Source organism: Bradyrhizobium sp. CCGB12, from assembly GCF_024199845.1.
GTDB lineage: Bacteria > Pseudomonadota > Alphaproteobacteria > Rhizobiales > Xanthobacteraceae > Bradyrhizobium.
Genome location: NZ_JANADO010000001.1, coordinates 5,230,192 through 5,255,385 on the forward strand (window position 1 = coordinate 5,230,192; position 25,194 = coordinate 5,255,385).

General features: G+C 61.8%; 23 protein-coding genes. 5 read left to right on the plus strand and 18 right to left on the minus strand.

Translation table 11 applies throughout. The annotated features are described in order from the left end of the window. Positions 1–64 precede the first annotated feature (64 nt). The 5 genes from NLM27_RS24280 to NLM27_RS24300 form a co-directional block, all read right to left on the minus strand. Positions 65–649: a hypothetical protein gene (locus NLM27_RS24280; protein WP_254145735.1), complete on the minus strand. Its 585-nt coding sequence runs from the start codon at positions 647–649 to the stop codon at positions 65–67. Between the two features lie 525 nt (positions 650–1,174). Further along, a complete protein-coding gene (locus NLM27_RS24285; protein ID WP_254145736.1) occupies positions 1,175–3,691 on the minus strand; it encodes an arylsulfatase in 2,517 nt (838 codons plus the stop codon). Beyond that, positions 3,688–4,611 carry a formylglycine-generating enzyme family protein gene (locus tag NLM27_RS24290; protein ID WP_254148909.1) on the minus strand — a complete coding sequence of 308 codons (924 nt, stop codon included), beginning with the start codon at positions 4,609–4,611 and terminating at the stop codon, positions 3,688–3,690. Before NLM27_RS24290 ends, NLM27_RS24285 begins: the two co-directional genes overlap by 4 nt. A 145-nt stretch (positions 4,612–4,756) precedes the next feature. Then, positions 4,757–6,223: a DUF1254 domain-containing protein gene (locus NLM27_RS24295; RefSeq protein ID WP_254145737.1), complete on the minus strand. Its 1,467-nt coding sequence runs from the start codon at positions 6,221–6,223 to the stop codon at positions 4,757–4,759. A gap of 284 nt (positions 6,224–6,507) precedes the next feature. Further along, on the minus strand, positions 6,508–7,179 hold the full coding sequence (locus NLM27_RS24300) for a hypothetical protein (protein ID WP_254145738.1): 672 nt from the start codon (positions 7,177–7,179) through the stop codon (positions 6,508–6,510). Between the two features lie 225 nt (positions 7,180–7,404). Between NLM27_RS24300 and NLM27_RS24305 the strand changes: the two genes are divergently transcribed. From NLM27_RS24305 to NLM27_RS24315, 3 genes are all read left to right on the plus strand, one after another. After that, entirely contained in the window at positions 7,405–8,514 is a 1,110-nt protein-coding gene (locus NLM27_RS24305; protein WP_254145739.1) for an HlyD family secretion protein, read from the plus strand. Positions 8,515–8,546: 32 nt separating this feature from the next. Next, positions 8,547–8,870 carry a hypothetical protein gene (locus NLM27_RS24310; protein ID WP_254145740.1) on the plus strand — a complete coding sequence of 108 codons (324 nt, stop codon included), beginning with the start codon at positions 8,547–8,549 and terminating at the stop codon, positions 8,868–8,870. A 354-nt stretch (positions 8,871–9,224) separates the two neighbouring features. Continuing rightward, positions 9,225–10,226 (plus strand): transporter, encoded by a 1,002-nt coding sequence (locus NLM27_RS24315; protein ID WP_254148910.1) that lies wholly within the window; start codon positions 9,225–9,227, stop codon positions 10,224–10,226. A 70-nt stretch (positions 10,227–10,296) separates the two neighbouring features. On the opposite strand, the gene NLM27_RS24320 is transcribed toward NLM27_RS24315, so the two are convergent. From NLM27_RS24320 to NLM27_RS24330, 3 genes are all read right to left on the minus strand, one after another. Continuing rightward, complete coding sequence (locus tag NLM27_RS24320) at positions 10,297–11,286, minus strand: asparaginase (protein ID WP_254145741.1); 990 nt, start codon at positions 11,284–11,286, stop codon at positions 10,297–10,299. Then, positions 11,283–12,071, minus strand: a complete 789-nt coding sequence (locus NLM27_RS24325; protein WP_254145742.1) for an aspartate/glutamate racemase family protein — start codon at positions 12,069–12,071, stop codon at positions 11,283–11,285. Before NLM27_RS24325 ends, NLM27_RS24320 begins: the two co-directional genes overlap by 4 nt. A gap of 123 nt (positions 12,072–12,194) precedes the next feature. Then, the gene (locus NLM27_RS24330) at positions 12,195–13,010 is read right to left on the minus strand and encodes a helix-turn-helix transcriptional regulator (RefSeq protein WP_254145743.1); all 816 of its coding nucleotides are present in this window, start codon (positions 13,008–13,010) and stop codon (positions 12,195–12,197) included. 139 nt (positions 13,011–13,149) lie between these two features. On the opposite strand from NLM27_RS24330, the gene NLM27_RS24335 reads away from it, so the two are divergent. After that, the gene (locus NLM27_RS24335) at positions 13,150–14,523 is read left to right on the plus strand and encodes an MFS transporter (RefSeq protein ID WP_254145744.1); all 1,374 of its coding nucleotides are present in this window, start codon (positions 13,150–13,152) and stop codon (positions 14,521–14,523) included. Positions 14,524–14,622: 99 nt separating this feature from the next. Then, a complete protein-coding gene (locus NLM27_RS24340; protein ID WP_254145745.1) occupies positions 14,623–16,071 on the plus strand; it encodes a M81 family metallopeptidase in 1,449 nt (482 codons plus the stop codon). A gap of 84 nt (positions 16,072–16,155) precedes the next feature. On the opposite strand, the gene NLM27_RS24345 is transcribed toward NLM27_RS24340, so the two are convergent. The 10 genes from NLM27_RS24345 to NLM27_RS24390 all read right to left on the minus strand — a co-directional run bounded on the left by NLM27_RS24345 (position 16,156) and on the right by NLM27_RS24390 (position 25,160). Next, positions 16,156–16,902 (minus strand): hypothetical protein, encoded by a 747-nt coding sequence (locus NLM27_RS24345; protein ID WP_254145746.1) that lies wholly within the window; start codon positions 16,900–16,902, stop codon positions 16,156–16,158. 3 nt (positions 16,903–16,905) lie between these two features. Next, positions 16,906–17,655 (minus strand): hypothetical protein, encoded by a 750-nt coding sequence (locus NLM27_RS24350; protein WP_254145747.1) that lies wholly within the window; start codon positions 17,653–17,655, stop codon positions 16,906–16,908. Beyond that, on the minus strand, positions 17,652–18,818 hold the full coding sequence (locus NLM27_RS24355; protein ID WP_254145748.1) for a hypothetical protein: 1,167 nt from the start codon (positions 18,816–18,818) through the stop codon (positions 17,652–17,654). The genes NLM27_RS24350 and NLM27_RS24355 overlap by 4 nt, the downstream gene beginning before the upstream one ends. Positions 18,819–19,093: 275 nt before the next feature. Beyond that, complete coding sequence (locus NLM27_RS24360) at positions 19,094–19,891, minus strand: adenylate/guanylate cyclase domain-containing protein (protein WP_254145749.1); 798 nt, start codon at positions 19,889–19,891, stop codon at positions 19,094–19,096. A 109-nt stretch (positions 19,892–20,000) separates the two neighbouring features. Continuing rightward, a complete protein-coding gene (locus NLM27_RS24365) occupies positions 20,001–20,213 on the minus strand; it encodes a hypothetical protein (protein WP_254145750.1) in 213 nt (70 codons plus the stop codon). Between the two features lies 1 nt (position 20,214). Next, positions 20,215–20,439 carry a hypothetical protein gene (locus NLM27_RS24370; RefSeq protein ID WP_254145751.1) on the minus strand — a complete coding sequence of 75 codons (225 nt, stop codon included), beginning with the start codon at positions 20,437–20,439 and terminating at the stop codon, positions 20,215–20,217. Positions 20,440–21,052: 613 nt separating this feature from the next. Next, positions 21,053–22,243 (minus strand): adenylate/guanylate cyclase domain-containing protein, encoded by a 1,191-nt coding sequence (locus NLM27_RS24375; protein WP_254145752.1) that lies wholly within the window; start codon positions 22,241–22,243, stop codon positions 21,053–21,055. Between the two features lie 108 nt (positions 22,244–22,351). Then, positions 22,352–22,936: a HutD family protein gene (locus NLM27_RS24380; RefSeq protein ID WP_254145753.1), complete on the minus strand. Its 585-nt coding sequence runs from the start codon at positions 22,934–22,936 to the stop codon at positions 22,352–22,354. 48 nt (positions 22,937–22,984) lie between these two features. After that, positions 22,985–24,193, minus strand: coding sequence for an ABC transporter substrate-binding protein (locus tag NLM27_RS24385; protein ID WP_254145754.1), 1,209 nt, complete (start codon positions 24,191–24,193; stop codon positions 22,985–22,987). Between the two features lie 25 nt (positions 24,194–24,218). Continuing rightward, on the minus strand, positions 24,219–25,160 hold the full coding sequence (locus tag NLM27_RS24390; protein WP_254145755.1) for an alpha/beta fold hydrolase: 942 nt from the start codon (positions 25,158–25,160) through the stop codon (positions 24,219–24,221). Positions 25,161–25,194 lie beyond the last annotated feature (34 nt).

Below are 25,194 nucleotides of genomic sequence, written 5' to 3' on the forward strand. Positions count from 1 at the left end.
GGTGGAAATTCTTTCCGCTCAAATCATTCGGGCGCGTACCGCGGTGACGCAGTCGACGCATTTCCTAATTGCAAATATTTCGATACGCCGTTGACGCCGCCGACCCCGACTTGCCGTCGACGACATAGGCTTCATCCTCCTTCACGAGATAAAGAAACGGTCTCTCTCCGGTCTCGCCGCCTGATACGGTTCTTCCTTTCACACGCCCGCAAATCGTATCCACGGGGCGTCCAAGCGTGTTCTTTCGCATTGTCCGCTTCATATCGGTGAATTCGGCCGATCCTGGATCCTCGATCTTCGCCGCGATGGTGACCTTCGCCTTTTCCAGGACAGGGTCTGATACGTCCGCGGGCCGTTCGGATGCCGGGACGCTGATTTTCGTCCGCGGAGACGCCGCTTTGGCGAGGTCGGCCGAGCCGCGTTTCTCTGGAGATGATTTCTTGCCGGGCCTTGCCGGCGTTGCAGAATTCGATTTGACGACCGGAGGATCCGGCGCCAATGCCGTCGGCATTAGCTGCGCGGGTCGTGCGACCGCGACCCTGTCGAAACAGGGCGGCGACGCGCAGCCAAGGAAATACCCTCGGGAAGGCGCGAAAAAGCCAAAGCCGATCAGGACCCCTGCCAGCACGCCAACAAAAAGCAGTCCCATCCGATTCCCCTCCTCGGGAGCTCGGTTCGCACTTGCAACTAGGACATTCCGCGCTGGTGATCTATCTGTTGCGCAAAAGCGTTAAACCCTCATTAAGCGCACGCGGTTGCCCGGCCCGTGCCTGGAGGGGTGAATCAGATCGGGCCTGGACCCGCGCCGGCCAGCTTCGGAGCACTGCACCAGTTTCGCGCCAGAAACCGCACTAGCGAATCGGAACGAAGGCAATTGGACTCGAACCAAGGCGGAAAAGATCAGCGAAGCTGACCAATGCTCTGCCGCTCATAATCCAGTGCAAAAGGGCCGCTCGAAAATTTTCCCGAGCAAAGAATTGGCGGCGGGGGGCGCCTCGGTTCGGGGGGCTTCGACCATTTCACGGCTACGGCTCGCCGAAGACGCTCACGCGCATCCAGTCGCGACAGGCCGCGGCCGCAAGGACAGGATCAATCAGCGCGGCGATGTCCTGGAGTCGTGCAGGGACGAGTCTGCGGGCACCCTTCAACGCCCGCAGACTCAATGGCGCTCGATCTAGTCGTTTGCCTTGGCGCGGGCGTGCTGGATGATCCGATGCTCGTCGCTCGATACCTGCGTCGGTCCAAGCTTGAATGTCAGCTTGTCGATTTTGCCGGTGAACTGGAACGGCAGCTTGTAGCTGTCATCCACTCCGGTGCGTGTATCGACGCCAACGTCAAACGACTCGTCGATCGCCATGATAAACGAGATCGAGTGCGGGATCGACTGGCGGGAAACCTCCTTGCCATCGACTGACAGCACGCCGGTGCCGCCTTTGCCGTAGCCCGGTCCGTTATACTTGAAATCGAACACGATGGTGTGCTTGCCCGGCTTGAGCGCCGAGCCCAGCCAGTCCCGCGCGCCTACCCCCGATTCCCAACGGTATCGCTTCAAATCCAGCATGTTGTAGACAAAGACCGGCTTGCCTTTCAGCAGATAGAGGCCATAGCCGCTGAAGCGTCCGCCGAGCGTCACGATCATTCCCTCAGCCCCGCCCTGCGGGACGGTGATGTCGGCAGTGATCTTGTAGTCCTTGTTCATGATGCTGGGTGCGTTGCCGTCGGGAATTCCGGGATTGATGCCCTTGTATGTGAATTCAGTTCGTCCCGCAGTCGCACTCGGACGCGGCGTCGTCAGACGTGGCAGGACCGAATTGTCCAGCGGCAAGACCTGATATCTCTCCGCCTCACCCAGGAACAGCGCCTGAAGCTCCTTCAGCTTGTCGGGATTGTTGGCTGCGAGGTCGTTGGCTTGCGAGAAATCCTCGGTGATGTTGTAAAGCTCCCATTTGTAATTGGTGACATCAGGCAGCTTTGCCGTTCCCAATAGCCATGGCGGCGCGGGCGGCGTCGTGCATGCATACCAACCCTCGTGGTAGATGCCGCGGTTCGCGAACATCTCGAAATACTGCGTGGTGCGCTTTGACGGTGCGTTCGCGTTCGACTGGTCGAACGTATAGGCCATGCTCACGCCCTCGATGGGCTTTTGCGCGATTCCATTCACCGTCGCGGGCGCTGCGATGCCTGTGGCCTCAAGGATCGTCGGCACGATATCGACGATGTGATGGAACTGGGATCGAATGCCGCCGACGTCCTTGATGTGGCCGGGCCATGAGATCGCCATGCCTTGCCTTGTGCCACCGAAATGCGACGCCACCTGCTTGGTCCACTTGAACGGGGTATCGAAGGCCCATGACCACGCCACCGACATATGCGGGTAGGTCTTGTCGGAGCCCCAATTCTCGTAGTGCAGCATCAGCTCGGCTTCCGGCAGTTTCAGAACGCCGTTATAGGCTGTCATCTGGTTCGGAGTGCCCTCCAGCGTGCCTTCCGCGCTGGTGCCGTTGTCGCCGCTGATATAGATGATCAGCGTGTTGTCGAGCTTGCCCATATCCTCGACTGCCTGGATAACGCGGCCGATTTCATGGTCGGTATAGGCCGCATAGCCGGCAAACACCTCGGCTTCGCGCGCATACAGCTTCTTCTGGATGAGAGAGAGCGAGTCCCATTTCGGCAGGGTATCCGGCCAGGGGGTGAGCTGCGTGTTCGCGGGGACAACGCCGAGGCGCTTCTGGTTGGCGAAGATCTGCTCGCGCAGCTTCTCCCAGCCCATGTCGAACTTGCCCTTAAACTTCTCGATCCATTCCTTCTTCGGCTGGTGCGGCGAATGGGTGCCGCCGGGCACGTAGTAAACAAAGAACGGCTTGTCGGGAGCTGCCGCGTTCAGCCCGTTCATGTAGTTGATGGCCTCATCCGCCATGTCGGTAGTGAGGTTGTAGCCGGTCTTGCCGATCCAGGGGTAAATCTGGGTCGTGTTGCGGTACAGATAGGGTGTCCACTGGTCGGTCTCGCCGCCCATGAAGCCGTAGAAATATTCAAAGCCCATGCCGATCGGCCATTGGTCGAATGGTCCGGCGGCGCTGTAGAGATAAGTCGGCGTATTGTGGTTCTTGCCGAACCACGAGGTGGCAAATCCGTTGTCCCGCAGGATGGTCCCGACCGTAGCACTTTCCTGGCCGATGACGGAGTTGTAGCCGGGATAGCCGGTCGACATTTCGCCGATGACGCCATACCCGACCGAATGGTGGTTGCGGCCGGTGATCAGCGCAGCCCTTGTCGGCGAGCACAGCGCGGTCGAGTGAAACTGCGTATAGCGCAGGCCGGCCTTGGCGACGCGGTCCATTGCCGGGGTCGGAACGACACCGCCGAAAGTGCCTGATACGCCATACCCCTGGTCGTCGGTCATGATCAGCAGCACGTTCGGCGCGCCCTTAGGCGGCGCGACGGACGGTGGCCAATACGGACTTGAGTCCTTGGCCTCTTCCTTGATCACGCCGCCGAACTTTGGAGGTTCGGGCGGAAGCTGCTTGCCATCGAGCGTGATGGTGGCGCTGGGCGTGCCCGGTGTGCCGGTGATCTGCTGCGCCACCGCCAGCGCAGTGAGAGGACCTGGCAAAACGACAAGCAACGTCGCAAGGCCGGAGGCCAACAGCAATTTTTGTTTCTGTCGTAAACGGCTCTGTTCATCGTTCATGGTGTCAATTTCTCCCGTTTGATGCAGCGGAAGCCAACGTGACAGGTCGATGTATCAACCGGCTCGGCATGGCGCGCCGCTGGCCGGTAGCGGCGGCAATAGTTGGGGGCGCACAGATGCGATCCACCCTTGAGCACCTTGCGCGGAATCTTGATGCTGGGCATGCATGGGTCGTAGCTCTGGTCTTCGCGACCGCCGCGCGGATTCTCCGGGATACAACAGGCTTTTGGCGCATCGGCTTCGTGCTTCGCCGCGTACCAATCCGTCGTCCATTCCCAGACATTGCCGATCATGTCGTGAAGGCCATAACCGTTCCGCGGAAACGCCGTCACCGGCGAAGTGCCCGCATAGCCGTCGGTCGCCAGATTCTCGTGCGGAAACTCGCCCTGCCAGGTGTTGGCCAACTGACGCCCGCCGGGCGCGAACGTGTCGCCCCAAGCGAACTCGGCTCCGTCAAGGCCGCCACGTGCCGCGAATTCCCACTCGGCCTCGGTCGGCAGCTCCTTGCCCGCCCACTTGGCATAAGCCTCGGCATCCCTAAAGGCGACATGCACGACCGGGTGCTCGTCCAGTCCGCGGATCGAGCTGCCGGGACCGTAAGGCCGTCGCCAGTTGGCGCCGAACTTGAATGTCCACCATTCGCCCCAATTGCGCAGATCGACGCGCCGCTTGGGCGGCGCAAATGCGAGAGAACCGGCTTTGAGCATATGCGGCAGCGCGCCCGGATAGTCCTTTGGATCCGGCGCCGTTTCGGCCAACGTGACATGGCCGGTTGCTTCGACGAACTGCCGGAATTGCCGGTTGGTCACGGGTACGCGGTCCATCCAGAAGCCATCGACCGTCACCCGATGAACAGGCGCTTCCTCGGGATAGTGTCGATCCGAACCCATTCGGAACGTGCCGCCGGGAACGTAGAGCATGGTGCCGTCGGCAGACTGCTGCTGCAGCTGTTCCTGGCCTACACCTGGATCGGCGAAGGTCACGCCTGCCATGCCTCCCCTCTCCATCGTGGCTGTTGTCGGGCATGAGCGCCGGCGCCAAAGCGCCGACGCTCATCGCGGCGCGTTATTGAGCCGACAGCCCGACCGTTGTCGGCGTCCGCGTCACCGTCGGCGGACTCCATTTTCCGGTCAGCGCGTCGGACTTCGGCGCGTAAAGGCGCATCGTGAGATTGAACGGTCCTTTCGGGGCCGGCAGCCAGTTGGCTTCCTTGTCCTTGCCCGGCGACTCGTTCTGGAAGTACAGATCGAGCGATCCGTCCGCATTGTATTTGAACGGCATCCAACTGCTGACGGCAAAGCGATTCAGCACGTTGCCGACCTGGAAGCCTTCCGGATCGTAAAGCGTGACCGACCAGAACGCATTGACCGGCGGGGCAGCGCCCTTCTCGAAAGTGATGGTGTACTTGTTCGCGCCGTCAAGCGGTTTGCCGGATTCGTCGCCGAGGTTGAGGGGATAGATGGCGTCCTCGGGCAGATTGGCGCCGAGGCCCACTTGCGAGACGATCGCGCGCTTCAAATAATAGTTGCCATAGACGCCCATGGTGTCGGTGTTCATCGACCAGTTGTTTGCAACCCGCGCCAGCGTCGGCACCTTCCAGGCCATCAGTTTCTGGCCGTCCTGCGGTGCGGTCTCCATTGCCCGCTGCAGCACCGGGTCGAGCTTGCCGATGTCAAAGCTCTTGCCCGGCTCGATGCCGATTTTCTTCATCTGGGCGATGATAGGCTCGTCGGTGATGTGCGGCGGATGCAGCTTGAGCAACTCCGCGGCATTGGCAAAGTAGACGCCGGCCGACATGGTATCGACCTGGATCTTTGGGGGCGTTTTCATGTCGACGCTCGGATCCGGCCTGAATTCGACCGGCTTCGGCGTTTTGCCGTACTCGGAAAGCAGCGCGACCTTGTAGCCGGCCTGGATCTTGTGGACGGCATCGTAGTCGTGCGGGCCGTCCGTCTTGGTGCGGCCGATGACCCAGACGTACGGCGTCGGCGCATCGATTCGCTGGGTGTCCGCCGGAAGCTTGAACTCTTCGACGAACTTCTCGCGCAGATCGGGCCGCCAGCCCGGGGGCGTTACCAAGAACGTCCCGGCCTTGGTGCCGGTCGTCCGCCAGCCGGGCGACGCAAACACGTCGGTCCACATGTCGAGCATCGGCAGCAGATAGTAGCGTCCGTTTGTATCCGGTACCGTGATGACGACCGGCTCTTTCGTCATGTCGAGCCATGCGCTGGAATATAAGGTGTCGAAGTTCGAGCGAACGACGCCCTTGAAGTCCGCGGGTGGATATTCAGGTACGTTGCTGAACATGTTCGGCGGCCCCTTCGCCATTTCCTTGCCGGGCCCGATGTTGGTGAACTGCTTCCGTGTGACGTCCATCGATAGCAGCGAATAGAAATAGACATAGGCATCAACTGCGATTGCGTGCGCCTCCTGCTCCGTGATTGCCGGCGCCGCGCTCTGCGCGAGCGCTGAGGACGCACTCAGGGTGCCAATGCAGAGTGATAGCGTCAGTGTCAAAATGCCCCGATGCATGTCGAATTCTCCTGTATTCTTGTGTGTTGTTGCGTTTGGTCGTAGGTCTGCACCAGCGCAGCGATCGGCCCCGCTGCAACTGCCAGTGCCGCCAGGGCGGGCCAACGGAGAAGATCGCATTTCGTCAGCATGACGAATGTTCCTGCCTCAATGGCGTCTTCGCATGACTTTCATCCATTGGACGGCCCGCACCGGGCGCATTCGTTGACCTAAATCAAGGGGCGCGCTGTTCGCGATCCAGGGCGCGCAGCTCGCCTTTCGAGCGCCAATGCGGCTGTCTTGCCTCAATAGCAAGGCGGGTATGGATAGTAGCCGCAAGCCGGACGGTAGTATGGATGGTAGTACGCAGCCGCCCCGTACGCCGCCGCACCCAGCGCGCCGGCATACATCGCGCCGCGGAATGCGCTGCGCCGCGCGACGCCGGCGAACGAGAGCGGCGTGAACGGCCGGCCGATGATGTCGATGAAGAGCGCCGCTCCGCCATCTGCGCCTGCAAGATCGCCTTCAAGCATCTGCACATTGAAGGTGAGCTTGTCGCCCTCGAGCTTCGGATTCTTGAGGACCACGACGGCGTCCTTCACCGCGCCATCTCGGCCGAGCACGGAGATGGTCGCGTTCGGAGCGTTCTTGGCAAAACTGTCCTCGCCCGATCCCCAGTCCGCGATCACGTCGGCGGTGGCCTGGTGGCCCGCAGCCCGCACCGGGCGGTCGGCAAAGATGATCGAGTTCGGCGACACGCCGGTCAGAACGAGGGTGTCACCCTGCAAGGTCGCACCACGGGAGTTGAGCACGAACAGCGAGGGCACGATCTCCGGTTTGGCCGACGTTGACGGCGTTCCAATGGTCTTCATGGTGGGCGTCGTTGCCGCGTGCTGGGCAAGCGCTACGTTGGTCACGCCGATCGCGGCGGTCAGAGCCAGTAATCCGAAAATCTGATTCAAGTTTGTAGTGCGCATGACAATGGATTCCCTCGCTGAAAAAATCGTTGGCGTAACGCTCCCGCTTCCGAGCGAGAGGTCGTGCAACATCGGCTGCAGTTAACGCCGCATGGCGTCCGCAGACTCAAAAACGCGCGCTGGAATTAGAATTTAGGGACTTGTAGTCTAGTAGCATTCAAAAGGTGATGCTTCAGCTACCTCCACGAGCATCACCTTAGCACAATCAGAGAATGAGGACCAGCCATGGTCATTATTCTGTGCCTCTACCTCGTTGCGCTTTGGCTCGTATTCTCCAAATTCAGACTCGTGCGGTGGGGCTGGGTGTCGGGGACGATTTCGCTGCTGATCGGCGGATTCATTCTCGCGACGTTTCTCGCGCTTTTTAATTACCTCACGCCGTCAGGCCGCGTGACGGTGACCGGCCGCGTCGTCGAGGTGACGCCGAATGTGACGGGACAAATTGTCGCAATACCAGCCAAACCGAACGTGCCGGTGAAGAAGGACGATGTGCTGTTTCAGATTGATGCGGCGCCCTTTCAATACAAGGTCAATCAATTGCAGGCATCGCTTGCGGCGGCAAAGCAGCAGACTGAAATCCTGAAGGCGAATTACGAGCAGGCGACGGCCACTGTGGCGGGCCTGGTCGCGCAGGCCGCCTACAACAAGAAGCGTCTCGCCGACATCGAGACGCTGGCCGCCGACGATGCCAATACGCAATTTCAGGCGCAGGACAAGCAGGTACAATACGAGACAGTTTCGGCCCAGCTCGCGGCGGCCAAGGCGGCTCAGCAAAGCGCCAAACTCGCTCTGGATTCCGAGATTGGCGGGGTGAACACCTCAGTTGCGCAGCTTCAGGCGCAGCTCGACAGCGCCAATTGGGAATTGTCGCAGACTTCCGTTCGCGCGCCTGAAGACGGGTATGTCACCGTCGTAGCCCTGACTGTCGGCGACCGCGCATTTCAGTTGCGATCGGCGATGTCCTTCATTGTGGAGAAGGAGATCGCGCTGGTCGGCATGTTCTCGCAGAACGGGTTTCAGACCATCAAGGAAGGCACCGCTGTCGACATCGTGTTCGACAATGTGCCGGGCCACATCTATCACGCCAAAATCATCGGCATTCCCAAGGGCATCGGGCAAGGTCAGATCGCCGTATCCGGGACGCTGGCCCGCACCAACACGTTCGGCGGTGCGACGGTGTTTCCGGCGGAAATCTCGATCCCCGATGGGATGGATCGCGACCGGCTTCGGCTGGGCATGTCCGGCAGCGCCACCGCCTTTTCCGACAAGGCCGGGGTAATCGGTCTGCTCGCCTCGATCCTGGTATGGGTGAGCTCCTACACGGCCTATCTCTAGCCACCGATCGGTTCAAGGAGGAGGAAAGTTACATGCAGTGCGATGATCGCAACGTTGTTACGCCCATTCGTCTGTTTGCTGGTGCAGTTTTCCTCTCAGCATCGCTCCTGACCGGACCTGTGTCTCATACCGGCCTGACGGCATCCGCCGCCCAAGCCGCGGAGGAGATGCCGAAGCAGATGCTTGCGGCGCAGATCCGCACGCAGGGCTTTGTCTGTGAGAAGGCGCTCGGCGCGACGAGAGATGCAAAGCGATCCAGGGCCGATCATGCCGTCTGGGTCCTGAAATGCAGCAACGCCACCTACAGGGTCAGCCGCGCTCCGGATATGGCGGCGAAGGTGCAGCCGTTGAAATAGTCAGCGCCCCTCCACGACGCTGTCCCGCGCGCAATGCGCGAAGGGAATGAATCCATACTGGGACACCGCAAGCGCGACGCCTGTCTTTTTGAGAGCGACGGTGCTCGACGCACTGCATCGACAAGCAGTAATGGCGCAAGGAGTCGGGCGAATGCCTTGATATAGATCAAGGAAGCGTGCCCCCGGCGCAACACGGCGAGGCGATCTCACGGTTCGTTCCATTAAGGCGAGACATTCACAATCTCGCTGGCATACTGTCGTGAACGGACATTGGGGGAGCACATGAAGCGCTGCATACCCGAACGCAAGTCTCGTCGTCGACTGATCTGCTCGGCCATCGTCACAATCATGGCGATGTCCGCGGCCTTATCCAACGCCGCCTACGCCGACGAAAGCGGCGTCTCCTATTGGCTTCCCGGACGCTTCAGCAGTCTTGCCGCAACGCCCGCGGTCCCGGGATGGTCGATGGCGGAGGTTTACTATCACACCTCCGTATCGGCATTCGGCACCGCGGCCGCCGCAAGAGAAATTCAAATCGGCCGGTTTCCCGCGAGCGTGAACGTCGACCTGAATCTGCATCTGAATGCGCAGGCCGATTTGGTGCTGCTCAACCCCACCTACACCTTCGCGACGCCGGTGCTGGGCGGACAATTGGCCATTGGCGTCACTGGACTGTTCGGGCGATCGGCCGCCGATCTGAGCGGGACGCTCACAACGGGGTTTGGACCATTTGCAGTGACTCGCATGGGAAGCATTGGCGACTCCGTCACTTCCGTGGGCGACCTCTATCCGCAGGTGACGCTGAAATGGAATCAAGGCGTCCATAATTTCATGACCTATGCGACGGGAGACATTCCCGTCGGGGCCTACGATCCAAACCGCCTGGCCAATCTCGGCATCGGTCACGGCGCGATCGATGGCGGCGGCGGCTACACCTATTTCGACCCACAGGCGGGACACGAATTTTCGGCGGTCGCGGGCTTCACCTACAATTTCAGGAATCCGGACACGCAATATCGGAGCGGCGTCGACTTCCATGTCGACTGGGGTGCTTCGCAGTTCCTCTCGAAGCAGCTCTTTGTCGGCCTCGTCGGCTACGCGTATCAGCAGATTACAGACGATTCCGGACAGAACCCCATCCTGGGTGGTTTCCGGTCGCGTGTCATCGGCGTCGGTCCGCAGATCGGATATTTGTTTCCGGTCGGCGATATGCAGGGTTATCTGAACCTGAAGGGATACGGCGAATTCGCTGCCGAGAATCGGCCGGCAGGCTGGAATACGTGGCTGACGTTCTCGCTCTCACCGATGGCGCCTGCCAGCACCGTGACGCCAACGCGACGGATCGTGACGAAGTAGCTGTCCTGAAACCGGAAAGCTTGGGACACGGAAGTCTCGCGCGCCCGCCGTCCTCCGCGCACCCGAACTTCTATAGCTCGCCGAACACGCTCACGCGCATCCAGTCCCGGCAGGCCGCGGGCGGCAGGCCGGCGCCCAGCAGGATCCCGAGCTTTGCCAAGGCGACCTCGCGCGTCATGCCGCCGCCGCTCACGACGCCGGCCGTCTTCAGCCGGTGGTCCGTCGCATAGTGGCCGAACGCCACCGCGCCCTCGGGACACTGGCTGATCGCAACGACGACCATGTTGCGAGAACGCGCCAATTCGAGAGCGGCGATGAAACGCGGGTCCGCGACCGGAGCCGTTCCCGACCCGTAACACTCCAGCACGCAGCCGGGCACACCGGCAGCCGCGAGCGCCGCGAGAGCCGTTGGCTCGAAGCCGGGATGGAGCGGCAACACGGCGACGCGGGCCGGCGCGACCAGTTCGCGATAGCTCCAGGGCGGCAGAGCGGGCGCGGACCGATCCATCGTCGGCCGCAGAGTTCGCGTGAATGCATCGGCGGTCTGCGTCCGCCATTTGCTGCAGTGGACGGCCGGGATCTGCCGGCCCGCAAAGTAGACGGTGGTCCCTGCCGGCGGACCGCTTGTCAGCAGGTCCAACGCGCCCGATAGATTGTCCCAACCATCGCTGCCGACGTCGCCGATCGGATGCATGGCGCCGGTCAGTACGACCGGCACGGGCAAGCCGAACAGCAGGAACGCGAGACCAGCCGCCGTATAGGCCATTGTGTCGGTGCCATGGAGAATCAAGACACCGCTGCAATCGTCATCCTCGACGAGCGATACCACCGCGGCCGCAATGCGCACCCAGAACTCGGGCTCCGCATTGGCGCTGTCGATCAGCGGCGCCAGCTCGACGAACGGCCCGACATCATGCCGCCCCTGTGCGCACAACGCTTCGCGCAGGCGCATCGCAAGGCCGGACGCCGGTGCCAGTCCGTCATCGCCGCCGTGCATGCCGATCGTGCCGCCGGTGATCACGACCCCAAGCCTGCCATTTGGCCTGCCGCTCGGCTTCATGAGCCGTCCGACGCCGCCGCAAGTCCGGTGCAATCCACCAGCGCCTCGGCAACGAGCTGGGTCACGTCGACCAGGTGCTTGGTCGTCGCCACGTCCGCGATCAGCGGCAGTTCGGTGCAGGCGAGCAGCACGGTGTCCGATCGGACCCGCTCGAGCAGGCGCGCAAATCGAACGCGCAACGGCGGATGTTCGGCGCCGTATTGCTTGACGTCATAGATGAGCTGGTGGAGCGCCATGCGCCCGTCCTCGTCCAGCGGCTCGAAATCAACCACGCTGCGCAAGGACCGATAGGGTGACCACGCTCCCAGCTCGGCGACCGTGCGTGCGCCCAGCAGGCACACCCGCGTCTCGCCACGTCGGCGGAGATGAGTGCCGAGCACGTCCGCGAACGAGATCAGGCGCGCCGTCAGGCCGAGCTCGTTCAGGCGCGGAGCGAACACATTCAGCGTGTTGCAGGCGATGGCGTAGGCGGCAACCCGCCCCTCGAGCGCCTCGGCATCCGCCCGCAGCGCGGTCCACACCTCCGGCTCGGTGCGATCGAGCTCCATGGACAGGCCAAGCTCGGGATCGGAGATGATGTCGACCGCCGGCGCGTCGGTGTCGTGACGAAACTGCGAGCCCATCCGGCGGCGATTCTCCCGGAGCACCTTCGTCCACAGGTCCAGCCCGGCTTCGGGGCCCGAGCCGGTGATGATCCCGATTCGGGGCCTGGCAACATAGCCCGCAAGAGCGATGTTCGAAGCCTTGGGATGAGAATCCGGATTCTGCGAAGCGAACGAGTTCATGACGACAGGCACCGTTGAAGACGCGGCCGGTTTTGCCGCGCGCTCAACCGCCGTGCAATTTCGCAAGTCGCGCCTCGATGGCGCGACTTGCCCGGAGCAACTGGCGCAATCTGTCGCTCGCGCTCAGGGCACGAAGAACAGACCTTGATCGAACCGGGTTTCCTGTAGACGCCGCCTGACATCCGCATTGATCTGATCGTCATCGGGGGCAAACAGACCGAGCTGGCGGTAGCACCTGATGCGGGGCACCTGCACCCCCAAATACTCCCAGACGACGCGCGTACAACAGGGAGCGCGCTGATCGGCCGCGCTGACGCCGAGCTTCAATCCGTTCAGGCGGACGATCCGGTTCTTGAAGCTCGGAATCAGGACCGTTTGCGTGATTTCGTTGGAGGTGAGCGATTCGTAGTCGAGCACGAAGATGCGTTCCTGCAGGTAGAACGCCGTGCCCAGATAGCGGCACTGCACGTGCCGGGTCGGCGCGCTGGGATCGTGCAATCTCTCGATCCGTTCGCAGACGACATGCCCGCCCTCGTCGCGCAGATGCACCAGCGACCGCAGGATGCGTCCGGGCGAGGACATGGAATGGTAATATTCGAAGTAGTAGCCCACATACTTCTTCAATGCGTCCGACGAGCGGCGGCGCAACTCCTCCATATGCTTGAGTGGCGGCGCGGCCGGGACGGCCTGGCTCGACGAGCCGGGACGCACGCCGATGATGCGGGCGAACTCCTCATGGGGCCGCACGATCTCGCTCTCGTCGATCCCAAAGAAGTCGCAGATGCGCTTGAGATTGTGCGCGGTCGGCGCGGTCTGGCCGCTGAGATATTTATTGAACTGCGCGCGATTGATCTTGAGCCGGCGACAGACCTCGGCAATGGACCGGTAGTGGTTGCAGAGCAACTTCAGATTGCCAGGAAAGTTTGCATTGGTGTGCATCTGATGCCCCGACCCCGTCTCTTGCCAATTGGCGCATTGGTCGCGTCAGGTTGCACCATTCGTCAACCACTTGCAAAATTGCGCGCTCCGAGACCCCTGCTCAGTATCTGGCACCTCCGATCAAAGATCAGGGCGCGCCATGACCAAGCAATCTCATTCAAGTGCTTTCCAAGCCACGCATCCCTCGCAAGCCACGCATCCCGCTAACGATGCATTGTACAAGAAGGTGGGATGGCGGCTGCTTCCCCTGCTGATGGTGTCCTACATGGTCGCCTATGTCGATCGTGTCAATATCGGCTATGCCAAGCTTCAGATGGCCGAGCTCCCGTCGTTCGACGACGCCGTGTACGGTTTCGGAGCCGGACTGTTCTTCGTCGGATACGTCATGTTCGAGGTGCCCAGCAACATGCTGATGCAGCGAATCGGAGCCCGCAAGACTCTGCTGCGCATCATGTTCATATGGGGCCTCGTCGCGGCCGGGATGATGTTCGTCCAGACGCCCATGCAATTCTACGTCATGCGTTTCCTGCTCGGCGTTTTCGAAGCCGGCTTCCTGCCTGGCGTCGTGCTCTATCTGACCTATTGGTATCCCGAGCCGCGCCGGGGACAGGTGCTGGCGATCCTCATGGCCGCCGTGGTCGGCGCCGGCGTCATCGCGGGACCGGCATCCGGCGCCATCATGAAATATTTGAACGGCGTCGGCGGCCTGTCCGGCTGGCAATGGCTGTTTCTGACCCAGGGCCTGCCCGCCAGCCTCCTCGGCATCACTGCCTATCTCTGGCTGCAGGATCGCCCGGAAGACGCCCACTGGCTGACGAGCGAGGAGAAGCAGCGCCTCAAGGCGGACATCGAACATCACCGGCCGACCACGACGGCTTCGAGCGGCGCGCTCAAGGCATTGTTCCGCGACTGGCGCGTCTATGCGCTCGCGTTGTCGGACTTTCTCCTCATCGCGGCGAACTATGCACTGGTGTTCTGGATTCCCAGCCTGATCAAGGGCTGGGGCGTCGAGGACCTATTCTTGGTGGGGGTTTGCGCGGCGATCCCGCAAGCCGTCGGCATCACCGCAATGATCTTCGTGGGCCGGCATTCCGACCGGACGCGCGAACGCCGGTGGCACTACGCTGCCAGCGCCTTTGTCGCAGCGGCAGGGCTCGGGATCTGCATTCTCACGCAGGGCAATTTCGTGGGCTCTCTCGCCGGCCTCTGCGTGACCATGCTCGGTCTTGCGTCGGCGCTCCCCCTGTTCCTGACCGTCGTCACCGAGTATCTGGCAAAGCCTGTCGCCGCCACGGGCATCGCCTTCATCAACAGCCTTGCGCTCTTGGGAGGCGTCGTGAGCCCGGTCATGATGGCGCAGATCAACAGTCGCACCGGCGATGTCGCGATGTCGATGTACTTCGTCGCGGGGCTCTTCGCGCTGGCCGGCGTCGTGATGCTGGTCGCGCTGCGTCCCGCGCCGGCCGATGTGCCTCAGTTTCAGACCGAGGCCGAGGCAAGCGCGGAAGCCTAGTCCGACGAGACGAAACACAAACGCGAGTTGGCAGCCGATCGCTTCCAACTCCCCGATCGATCAGCTACGGCCTCTCTCGAGCGCCTTCGGTGGATGACCATGCGAATATTCACGGCCTTGTTCGGCACGGAAACAAACACGTTCTCGCCGCTTCCGACCTCGATCGACCAGTTCATGCCAAACGAACTGCCGGCGAGCGACGGCAAGCCTTTCGAGTATCATCTGTTCGGCATGGTGCTTCGCGCTCTCCGCGAACGCGCGCTGGTCGAGCCCCTGGACATCGTGCAGGGGCGAGGCGGCTTCGCCGAGCCCAACGGCATGACGACCAGGACGGCCTACGAGACGCTGCGGGACCGCCTGCTGGAGGATCTGCGCGCCGCGATGCCGGTGGATGTCGTCGCGCTCGCCATGCACGGGGCGATGATCGCCGACGGCTACGAGGATGCCGAAGGCGATCTGATCGACGAGGTTCGCCGGATCGTCGGGCCCGACGTGATCATCGGCGTCGAGCTCGACCTGCATGGCTTCCTGTCACGCAGGAAGTACGAGAACGCCGACATCCTGATCTTCTTCAAGGAGTATCCTCATCTGGATATCCTCGATCGTGCCAGGGAATTGGTCGATCTCTGCCTGCACGCGGCGCGCAGGGAGATCAAGCCGGTGATGTCCATCGTCCCCTGCAACATGATCGCGCAGTTCATGACGTTGCGCGAGCCGATGAGCTCGTTCGTACGGCGCATGAAAGAGCTCGAAGGCACGGACGGCGTCCTCTCGATCTCGTTCGTCCACGGCTTCGCCTGGGGCGACTGCTCCGAACTCGGATCGAAGATGCTGGTCATCACGGACGGACGAAAGAGCCTGGGCGATGCACTGGCCGCACAGCTCCGCGACGAGCTGTTCGGCATTCGCGACCGGTGCTTCGCGCAGTATCTGGGCATCGAGGCCGCGCTCGACGAGGCGACAGGGAGTTCAGCCCATCCGATCGTGCTCGCCGATGTCGCCGACAACACGGGCGGCGGGGCGGCCGGCGATTCCACGTTCGTCCTCGCGGCGATGCTGAGGCGCGGCGTCACGGACGCCTGCATCGGCCCATTCTACGATCCTGGAGCTCTCGCGATCTGCTATTCGGCAGGCGTCGGCGCCAGACTTCCGCTGCGCCTCGGCGGAAAACACTCGCCGGCATCGGGCCAGCCACTCGACGTCGAAGCCCGCGTGCTGAGCTGTGCATCGTCGCCGGACATGCTGAACTGCTTCGGTTCCGGAGGCAAAACTCCGATGGGCCGCGCGGTCAACATCGACGTCGCCGGCATCGAGGTCGTGCTGGTAGAGAAGCGCATCCAGGCGCTCGGTGACCTCTTCACCCCGATGGGGCTCGATTGGAGGTCGCGCAAGATCGTCGTGGTGAAATCGGCGAACCATTTCTATGCGGCCTATGCGCCATCCGCAGCCAAGGTGCTCTTCGTCGACTCGCCCGGGGGCGCCAGCATGAACTGGAAGGAGCTGGAATACCGACACCGGCCGCGCAACCTCTGGCCGATGGACAATTGAAGCGGAATACGCGCACCGCAAACGGATGACGTCAATTGCGGCTATAGTCGTGCCATCCTGCTACTCAGGTGTCGAGATCTACGGCTATTCAAGATGGGATCCCGAAAATCCAAGGACGTAGTAGTATCTGCTGACATAGGCGATTGCATCGTGCGTCCTTGCCGTTTCGTCAAAGCCGCTATTCAGAAGTGACGCTGATGAGTGCTGCACTGCGGCGGCGGACCGCAGAGGAAATTCAATCTCAATTTTGCCAACAATAGCATCAGCGACGATCAGTCGTCGCGATCGCGCCGATCCAGCGCCGGAGCAAAGAACCGATGCGCTTTCCTTATACCTAACTCCCTCAAAGTCACCCTGCTTTTTTATGTTGGTCAACAGCACTCTGCTTGGTTCTGATTGAGGAGTGACCTCAAAGCCAAGCAGTTCCTGCAACGTCTCTCTTCCACGAGCCTTTGATAGGGGATATTCGAGTTTACCGAGATCAGCGACATCAAAATGCGAGACTTGCTTCCTCACGACTTCTGCAGGCCGAATGCAAAGATCCGCTTGCTCAATCGTCAGGAGTTGGGGAGCAAGCTTACTTCCTTCTGAGCCGGGGGCAGAATTCACTGCAATGAGGATCGGCGAAGATGCAGCTCCCCAATCATTCGTTGATCGACAAGCAGGGAAGGAATTCTCGCACCGCAGAGGACGAAACGGTAGAAGAACATGGCTTACTGCAAATCGTCGCGCGATGTCTTGAGCAATAGTTTTGGACTGAGCATGCGCCGGCGACGATATAAAATGCATCGCAGCGGCAAGAAGGATAGACCACTGCGTCAGCTTTGACATCGACTAAATTTCATTTGCTATGACGGCAAGCAAGACAGATTTCGCATTTCTACGAAAGCTGTTCGACCTCTCGATATGGAATCGAGCGGCGTCCGTACCCAATCTGCCGCCTGAGGCGTATTCAATATCGAGATCAATATCTCCGACATAGGCTCGCGCGACCTGCTTCAAATTCGATCGACCGCCCAGGAGTGCGAAACAGCCATTGCGTTTTATTTCCTCCTTCGCATCATATAATTGGGACTGATCAAGCGTGTACGATCGTATGTTCTTCAATCGAAACGTTACGCGCTTGAGTCGCCCAATCTCATTTTCAGCCAACATTGAATAGGATTGGCGCAATGCAGATCGATTGGCCCATGTTTGCGGATCGAACGAAAGCGTCTGATCCATTATGTAATCGTCAATGATGTCCTTGTGCTTCTCCAATGCAATTTGGCGGAGCTTGAAGCGATGCTGCGGACAAAACCGAATATCTTGGTGAACGGTATTCCAACGATCGGCAAGTCCTCGAACCAGATCGCGATCATTCTCAACAAGAGGTGCGACCAAAGTGCCAGGGACATACGCGTAGTTGTTGCGCGCGTACCTTCTGCCATCACCCGGCAATGAAGCTACGGGATCGAGAACGGTTGACCGTGGGCCGAACTCACGGAAGGCGATAGACCGCAGAGTGGGTTGTCGGGTGCAGTTTCCAACAAACGCTGCCACAAGAATCGCAGCGAGGGCCCTGCAATAGCGGTAAGCGATCATCGGGCCCTCGCTTGCCGCTCGCTTTTTACCGCCTTGGTAAGACCGACCACAGAAAGACTGCCGCTCCCTTTCGGCGTCAGATTGACCCCCACAACGGCGTTTGGAGCTGATTCATAGATTGCATACTTGTAGCATTTGTCTGGATCAGCGGTATCGTTCTTGGGTTTTGACTCCGCCGGTGCTGCCGCAGCCGCCGCCGCCGCCGCGCCGGGTTGCGTTCCACTCCCTCCCAGAACGGCCACGACCGCGGCTGCAGCGGCGGCACCGGCTGCAGCCGCGATCGCTTGATTGGTCGACGGTGAGGTAGCCGCCGATGGTGAGTTGGCCACGGGCGTAGCAGCCCGTGCCGGACTTGGAGCGACAGCTGGAGACGATCCGGTTGACCTTGCTCCAGGCGCGCCAGCGCCAGCTGCAACCGGGCTGTCCCCTTTGCAAGGGGTTTCCGCTACGCCACTTAACTCACTCTGATAGTGCGCTTCGAAATTTGCCTGGAGCGCTCCCAAGTTTGCATTAACAATGGATCCGCGAACCTCGCGGTTGAAATAGACGCCGAGTTTGACTTGGCCAGTGCATATCCGCCAAATCATCTGAGACTGAGTAGATTTCAAACTGTCGCTACATTCTGCCCCCCTATCAAGCATGGCGCCGATGGATGCCTTTTGATCTCCTGTGTCCAAATCAACCGACTGGATGTCCGAGATTCCAAATGCGACGGCATCAACGTAAGACCAGGAAGCGTCAACCAGCTTGAAAATCTTTTCGAGCTCAACTTTTGCGGATCCGCCGATATCGAGCTTTTTCTGCCGAAAGGGCACATTGCCATGTTGTTGATAGTCCGCGGCATCGGGAAGCTTGAAGGCTGCCTTTGGCGTACACCAAGGCTTGTTGTCGTTTTTCGTGACAATCTCTTTCGGGAAGTTGCTGTTGACCGTTGCGCTATAGACTAAGCTTAGTTCGGAGACGGCCCCGATCCTGTTTGCGCTTTTAATTGTCTGAGTTGCAGTCGGCAGGATCATACTGCATTTCGTTATGCGCCCAAGCATCGTCGCGAAAGCTTCCTGCGCGTCCGAATCTCCCGGTTCGGCAAAAGCCGCCCACGGCGCCAAGGATGTCAAAGACATGACTGCAATGATGAAACGCCGGCCTAACGCTGTGTGAATCATGGATGCCCCCAAATAGCGCTTTAAGAATGCCTATATTGGTGCACGAAACTTTGCGGCGCACAACCCTTAGCTTAGTTCGCCGGGCGGCACCAAGCCAGATACCTGTGCAAAGGGGCCGTTATCGCGACGAACTGCCGTCGTGTTCAACGAGGCAAGCCCCGCCAAGGCCGCAACGATCGGAGCGAAAGGAAGTTTGAATAGTCGAGGCGGGACGAGTGCGAGTGAATGGAGAAAACGGAGCGACCAACGCTCCCGGTTCATTCCGGCAGTGTGCCTCACCCCTCCACCCGATACAGCCTCCACCGCTCCGGCACGCCCTTGTGCTGATGCATGCCGTGATCCCGGAAGCTGATCGCAGACTGCGCCTTCATCAGCTCCTTCACCGCGCTCGACACCAAAACCTCGCCGGCGCGCGCCTTCGCGGCGACGCGGGTGCCAATGTGGAAGGCGAGGCCCACCATTTCGCCGCCGCTGATCGTGTACTCGCCCGTGTGCAGCCCCACCCTGATCTCGAGGCCCAGCGTACGCACGGCTTTCTGGATCGCGGTCGCGCAATTGATGCCGGCGGCCGGCGCCTTGAACGTCGCCAGCACGCCGTCGCCGGTGGTCACGACTTCCTTGCCGCGCGCGGTCTTCAGCTCCTTGCGGACCGCGGCGTAATAGTGGCCCATGACCTTGGTCCAGCGCGCATCGCCAAGCTTGGCAGCCTTCGCGGTGGAGCCGACGATATCGACGATCAGGATGGTGGCGAGCGCCTGCTTAAGCTCAGTGCTGGGCACCGCAGATCGGCGCGGATTCGCAATCGGCCCCGTCAGCGGTTCATAGCGGTGGCTGCGTCGTCTCGCGATCGCGGCCTTGGCATAGTCCTGGGCACGCTGCTCGGTACGACAGCGGATCGTCTTCTCCTGCGGCAGGCGCGCCCAGCAGACCCTTCGCCCGGCACCAGTGCCATGGACCTCCACGGCACCCCACTTGAGGAAGATGGTCGAACCGGCGCGCCTGATGCACCACGCCTTCGAGGTGTAGCCTGATACGTTCGACTGAAGGACTCCGATGCGAAGGAATTTTGGCATGTACGCGCGGCCGATCGCAGGAACGAGTGGGCGGACCTGGCCAAAAGGTAGTCGGACATTCCTGCGTTGGCAACGGTGCTTCCCGGCTCGCTACTGCGATCTCCGGATCCTAAATTCCCCTGCCGCCGCCCTGCTTGCCGATCATGCACCGCCATGCGGCCAGACGCTCAGCCGGATGCTGCGCCATCCATTCGGCGAGCTGCGGCGCACCCATCAGGCACGACTGCATCGTGACGTCGGCGAAGTCCGAGGTCGTGACGATCTGTTCATGACAGTCCGTCGGAGAGGCGAGACGACAGAGCACGGCAATGATCTTGATCATCTCACGCGAGCTCCGTCGGCCAGTCGTATTCGGTTCTGGCGGTCCGGCGCGCCGCCGGCCTGGCTGCATCGACGCTCGAGGCCTTCTCGGCGCGCCGCTGATAGTCATCGGCCAGCAGCTTCAGCCGCGTCGCGACCACTTCGTCGGTCATGCTTCGGGCCGCGCGGAGCAGGCTCTGCGCCGTCTCCATATATTGCTTGCCTCGTGGTGACATCTGCAGCGTCATGGAATCCTCGCACGGTTCTCTGGAGACACGTCAAAGGCGATCGGGAAACGACCCATCCAGTCGCGGTCGTCCCGGCGGCGCGTCACGAAACGTTCGACGCACCTCTTCGAACAAAGCGGCTTGCGCCACGCGTAGTACCTGATGAGACCGAACCTGGCATCGCAGACTGCACAGCGCCCGGTTCGACCATGAAGATTTCCGGAGCAAATTGGCATGGACGTCTCCTCTGGTTGTCGCGCCCGGTATCGCCGATCACCTGTTCTGTTGCACCGAACCTGCCTTGCAGCCCGATGAAGCGGGCGGCATGCGTGGTCTGAGCCGCCAACAAAACCAGTCTACGAGTCCTAGGCAACGATCTCTTTCAACAAGGCGTCCTCATTTGCCCATCCGCACGACACGTGGCTCCGCGCATGAGGAGTGAGCCTGCAAACGTGCGTTTGCGCAATCGGTGAGCTGGAACGCGCCCGCTCGCCGGGCCCGGATTCTCGTTCGATCTCGGAAAAGTGACGAGGAGGCAGGCGTAATCACGGTCACGGCCGTCACGGCCGCGGCCGTTCAGGCCGGCACGGACCGGAGGAGATCAATGACGACCACCGCGCCGGTCTCGCCCGTGTCAGCCCGGATACGCGAACAGCTCGATCGGATCGCTGAAGCCGCGCACCTCGTATTGGCCGACATGCTCCAGCTCGAACTTCGGCTCTACCTGCTCGGCGAACGCGCGCGACAGCAGCACCGTTCGCCCCAGCTGCTTGGTGAGCGCCTCGAGGCGGGAGGCCATGTTGACAGCGGGGCCGATCACGGTGAAATCGAGCCGGCTTGATGATCCGATATTGCCGTACATGACGTCGCCGACATGAACGCCGATGCCGTAGTTCAGCGGCGCGCGGCCGGTGCCGTTATTCCGCTCGTTCAGCGCGGCCATGGCCTTGCGGGCTTCGGTCACGGCATGGAGCAGGTTGGCGCAGGCATCGGGCTCATGAAGCGGAAAGATTGCGAGCAGGCCATCGCCGATGAATTTGAGGATCTCCCCGCCGTGGCGCGCGATCGGCTCGGACATCGCATCGAAATAGTCGTTGAGGAGATCGATGACATCGTCGCGCGGCCAGTTGTCGGAGATTTTCGTGAAATCCCTGAGGTCGCAGATCATGATCGCGGCGCGCACGGTGGTGCCGGTGCCGCGCCGGGTGGCGCCGGCCAGGATCAGCTCGCCGGCATGGGAGCCGACATAGGTCTCGAGCAGCGTGCGCGCCAGCCGGTTCTTGACGCGGATCTCGCTGACCAGCGCCAGCACCGGCAAGAGCTTCTTCAGGCCCGCGATATGCGCATCATCGAACCCGCCGGGACGATCGGTGGCGAAGGTGACGAGGTGGCGCTTGCCGAGCGTGTGGTAGAGCGGCCAGGCCACGTAGTCGGTCAGGCCTCGCGCCCGCATCTCGTCATAGAGGGCGTGCTTGCGGCCGAGCGACGGATCCCGTTCGAGCCGCTCTCGCACCTCGGCGGCACCGTTTTGGAGTTCGTTGGCCGCGCTGCCGATATATTCGGACCGCTCGCGAACGTCGTAGTCGACCAGTGCGATCTCCGCCTCTCGCATCCCGTCGGACCACATCATCCGGGCTCCCAGCCATTGCGGGTGATGGATGAGGATGTGAAGCGTCGCGCGCTTGAGCGGGATACCCGCCTGCTGCAGGCGGATGCACATCTGCGCGAAGATATTGTCGACGAAGCGCTCATCGCGCGTGCCGTTGATCAGCCAGTCGACGACGCTGTCGGCTTGCGTGGTGGGGTTGTCCGGCGGCGCGTTCATATCCTGCCCTCAAGCGGCGGTCTGCATCTTGCTGATGATATCGTGCTCCGGCCTTGCCGCGTCAACCTGGCCAGTTGCCCGGTTTGCGCGCAGCGGCCTGGCGAGGTTCTAGCCGACCATCCGGATCGATCCCAGCACCGCCAAGCCCGAAACCAGCGCGAGCTTCGATGGCTCGGCCAGCTCGACCTTTAGCGTGCCGTTGCTCGGGATGACCAGATCCCCGCCGTCGAAGCGGATGCTGCAATCGCCGCGAGCTGCGTAAACGAGGTGCGTGCCGGCAGTCAACGATCGATCGCCACTCCCCCTGAGCGCTTCGAGCTCGATCTCGGCCACCCCGCGCCGCGCCATCAAGTTCACGACCTCGACCGGGCCGGCTTCGAGCTCGGTCACGATCTCGAGCTCGCCGGCGAAGCGCACGGTCATGAAAGGTTCACGTTCATCGAATTCCCGCTTGGGCGATTTCAGCACCAGCCCGCGTCCGGCCACGACCATCTGGAGGCGATCGATGCCGGGCATGTAGGAGAACGGACCTGATGTCACGATGGGCGTCGAGGCAAAACGCCAGAGCAGACTGTCCCAATCCTTTGCCGGACTACCTGCACGATGGGCATCCGCGATATCGGTGAAGACACCGCCGCCGTTTTTCCAGGGCGAGCGGGTGTAGTGTTCGGGTTTGAGCAATGTCGTTTTCATGTCCACATCATGCCCGTGTCGGGCCGGCTTTGCCAACCTGTTTCCGCTTCAGCGGCTGGAGGCCCTGACCAGCGGGCATTTGCTGTCCGCGAGTGGCCAGACCGTCTCTTCGGGCGGAATCTTGCGCACGATCTCGAAATAGTCCCAGGGATATTTCGAATCCGACGGCTTCTTGACGCGAACCAGATACATGGTGCGCGTGACGCGCCCGTCGGCACGGACGTGTGCGTCCTCCGAGAAGATGTCCTCGACCGGAAGGGCCTTCATCGCGGCCGCAACCTTGTCGGCCTCGTCGGTGCCGGCGCTGGCGACGGCCTTGAGATAGTGGCGCACCGCGCCATAGACGCCGGCATGCAGCATCGACGGCATCATACCGGTCTTCGCAAAGAATGCCTTCGACCAGGCGCGCGTTGCCTCGTTCATGTCCCAATAGGACGCAGTGGTGAGGTAAGTACCTTGCGCATCCCTAAGGCCAAGGGCGTGCACGTCCTGAAGGAAGAGAATGAGCGCGGCGAGATTCTGGCCCCCCTGCACCAGGCCGAACTCGCCCGCCTGCCGCATCGCGTTCACGGTGTCATTGCCGGCATTGGCGAGGCCGATCACCTTGGCGCCCGACGCCTGCGCGCTGACCAGGAAGGAAGAGAAATCCGGCGTGTTGAGCGGATGGCGCGCGGCGCCCAGCACCTTGCCGCCCGCGGCATTGATCACGCTGGTGGCATCCTGCTGGAGCTGATGGCCGAAGGCATAGTCCGAGGCCAGGATGAACCAGCTGCTGCCGCCGGCCTTGACCACCGCAGACGCGGTGCCGTGCGAGACGGCATAGGTGTCGTACGTCCAGTGGATGCCATAGGGCGAGCACTGCTCATTGGTGAGCGCGGTGGTGCCGGACCCGGAAAAGAGCACGATCCGCTTCTTCTCGCGGGCAAGACCCTGGACCGCGAGCGCGACGCCCGAATTCGGCACGTCCACGATCGCATCGACGTCCTCGACGTCGAACCAGCGGCGGGCGATCGCCGTGCCAACATCGGCCTTGTGCTGGTGATCGGCGGAGACGATCTCGATCGGCTTGCCCAGGACCTTGCCGCCGATCTCATCCGCCGCCATCTGCGCAGCGACCAGGGAGCCCTTGCCGGTAATGTCGGCGGTGACGCCAGCCATGTCGGTCAAGACACCGAGCTTGACGATTTCGGCGCTGACTTGCGCCTGCGCGCCGGCGGGGAGCGCAAACAGCAGGAGAGCGCGAACGATCCATTTCATCTGTCATCCCTTTCGATGCCACGTCTCAGCATTGGATGGCGTCGAGCCAGGCCAGGATCATTGCGGCGAGGTCGTCGCTGTTGTCCTCGATCATCATCATGTGACCGTTTCCATCCATGCCGCGATCCGGAAGCCAGACGAACTCCGCGCCGAGATAGCTGGCCGTCGCCGCGTCGACCTCGCGTGGATGGCGCGGGTCGCGGTCGCCGGTCACGATCATGATCGGCCTGTTACGCAGACACTCGGGATCATCGATCTTGAGCCCGCGTCCGCCGATGTTGAAGCGTTCGTTCAGGATGCGCGCACTCTCCGGCGCGAAAGAGCGGCAGTAGTTTTCGAACGCGTGCTGCGGAAAGCGCGGCCCGTTGGCCCAATAGGCGACGGCAAATTCAGCCGTCAGCCGCACCGGTCTGGTCTCGTCCGAATAGACCGGATGACCGGCGCTCGCGTCATCGCGCAGGGCGAGGATCGCTGTGCCGTCATCGGGCAGATCACGCAGCAGATTGGCCGGTGGCCCCGGCGCGATGCCGATGACGGCGCGAACGAGATCGGGACGCCGTTCCGCCATCCACCACGCCATCGGCCCGCTCGCCGAATGCACCAACAGCACGGAAGGACCGATCTGCTCGATCAGCGCCAACAGCGACGTCGCGACGTCGGCGGTCCCGAGCCGTGGGAAATCCGCCGGTTGCGGCGAGCGGCCGTGGCCGGGCCAGTCCGGCACGAACACGTCCCGGCCCGCCGCCGCGAAAAGCTCGGCCCAGCCGGGCCGCCCGTCCGGCGTTGCCAGATAGCAGGTGCCGGTGTGGCCGGCGCCGTGGACCATGACGACGGGCGCCCTGCCCGTGGCCGCGCGCGGCGATTGCAAATGGTCGACATAGACCGGATGCGCGGCCGTCCCCGCATAGAAGCACCGAACCTCGCGCTCGCGCGAGGGGTCCACAGCCTTCTGCCCGGCCGCCTCCATCCGATCCTCCACAACTATCGACGACGGCCGTTCT

Excerpts from the sequence above, each read along its gene's own strand:
- NLM27_RS24280 (WP_254145735.1), bottom strand. The coding sequence starts at position 649 with ATGGGACTGCTTTTTGTTGGCGTGCTGGCAGGGGTCCTGATCGGCTTT.
- NLM27_RS24285 (WP_254145736.1), bottom strand. The coding sequence starts at position 3,691 with ATGAACGATGAACAGAGCCGTTTACGACAGAAACAAAAATTGCTGTTG.
- NLM27_RS24290 (WP_254148909.1), bottom strand. The coding sequence starts at position 4,611 with ATGCTCTACGTTCCCGGCGGCACGTTCCGAATGGGTTCGGATCGACAC.
- NLM27_RS24295 (WP_254145737.1), bottom strand. The coding sequence starts at position 6,223 with ATGCATCGGGGCATTTTGACACTGACGCTATCACTCTGCATTGGCACC.
- NLM27_RS24300 (WP_254145738.1), bottom strand. The coding sequence starts at position 7,179 with ATGCGCACTACAAACTTGAATCAGATTTTCGGATTACTGGCTCTGACC.
- NLM27_RS24305 (WP_254145739.1), top strand. The coding sequence starts at position 7,405 with ATGGTCATTATTCTGTGCCTCTACCTCGTTGCGCTTTGGCTCGTATTC.
- NLM27_RS24310 (WP_254145740.1), top strand. The coding sequence starts at position 8,547 with ATGCAGTGCGATGATCGCAACGTTGTTACGCCCATTCGTCTGTTTGCT.
- NLM27_RS24315 (WP_254148910.1), top strand. The coding sequence starts at position 9,225 with ATGTCCGCGGCCTTATCCAACGCCGCCTACGCCGACGAAAGCGGCGTC.
- NLM27_RS24320 (WP_254145741.1), bottom strand. The coding sequence starts at position 11,286 with ATGAAGCCGAGCGGCAGGCCAAATGGCAGGCTTGGGGTCGTGATCACC.
- NLM27_RS24325 (WP_254145742.1), bottom strand. The coding sequence starts at position 12,071 with ATGAACTCGTTCGCTTCGCAGAATCCGGATTCTCATCCCAAGGCTTCG.
- NLM27_RS24330 (WP_254145743.1), bottom strand. The coding sequence starts at position 13,010 with ATGCACACCAATGCAAACTTTCCTGGCAATCTGAAGTTGCTCTGCAAC.
- NLM27_RS24335 (WP_254145744.1), top strand. The coding sequence starts at position 13,150 with ATGACCAAGCAATCTCATTCAAGTGCTTTCCAAGCCACGCATCCCTCG.
- NLM27_RS24340 (WP_254145745.1), top strand. The coding sequence starts at position 14,623 with ATGCGAATATTCACGGCCTTGTTCGGCACGGAAACAAACACGTTCTCG.
- NLM27_RS24345 (WP_254145746.1), bottom strand. The coding sequence starts at position 16,902 with ATGTCAAAGCTGACGCAGTGGTCTATCCTTCTTGCCGCTGCGATGCAT.
- NLM27_RS24350 (WP_254145747.1), bottom strand. The coding sequence starts at position 17,655 with ATGATCGCTTACCGCTATTGCAGGGCCCTCGCTGCGATTCTTGTGGCA.
- NLM27_RS24355 (WP_254145748.1), bottom strand. The coding sequence starts at position 18,818 with ATGATTCACACAGCGTTAGGCCGGCGTTTCATCATTGCAGTCATGTCT.
- NLM27_RS24360 (WP_254145749.1), bottom strand. The coding sequence starts at position 19,891 with ATGCCAAAATTCCTTCGCATCGGAGTCCTTCAGTCGAACGTATCAGGC.
- NLM27_RS24365 (WP_254145750.1), bottom strand. The coding sequence starts at position 20,213 with ATGATCAAGATCATTGCCGTGCTCTGTCGTCTCGCCTCTCCGACGGAC.
- NLM27_RS24370 (WP_254145751.1), bottom strand. The coding sequence starts at position 20,439 with ATGACGCTGCAGATGTCACCACGAGGCAAGCAATATATGGAGACGGCG.
- NLM27_RS24375 (WP_254145752.1), bottom strand. The coding sequence starts at position 22,243 with ATGAACGCGCCGCCGGACAACCCCACCACGCAAGCCGACAGCGTCGTC.
- NLM27_RS24380 (WP_254145753.1), bottom strand. The coding sequence starts at position 22,936 with ATGAAAACGACATTGCTCAAACCCGAACACTACACCCGCTCGCCCTGG.
- NLM27_RS24385 (WP_254145754.1), bottom strand. The coding sequence starts at position 24,193 with ATGAAATGGATCGTTCGCGCTCTCCTGCTGTTTGCGCTCCCCGCCGGC.
- NLM27_RS24390 (WP_254145755.1), bottom strand. The coding sequence starts at position 25,160 with ATGGAGGCGGCCGGGCAGAAGGCTGTGGACCCCTCGCGCGAGCGCGAG.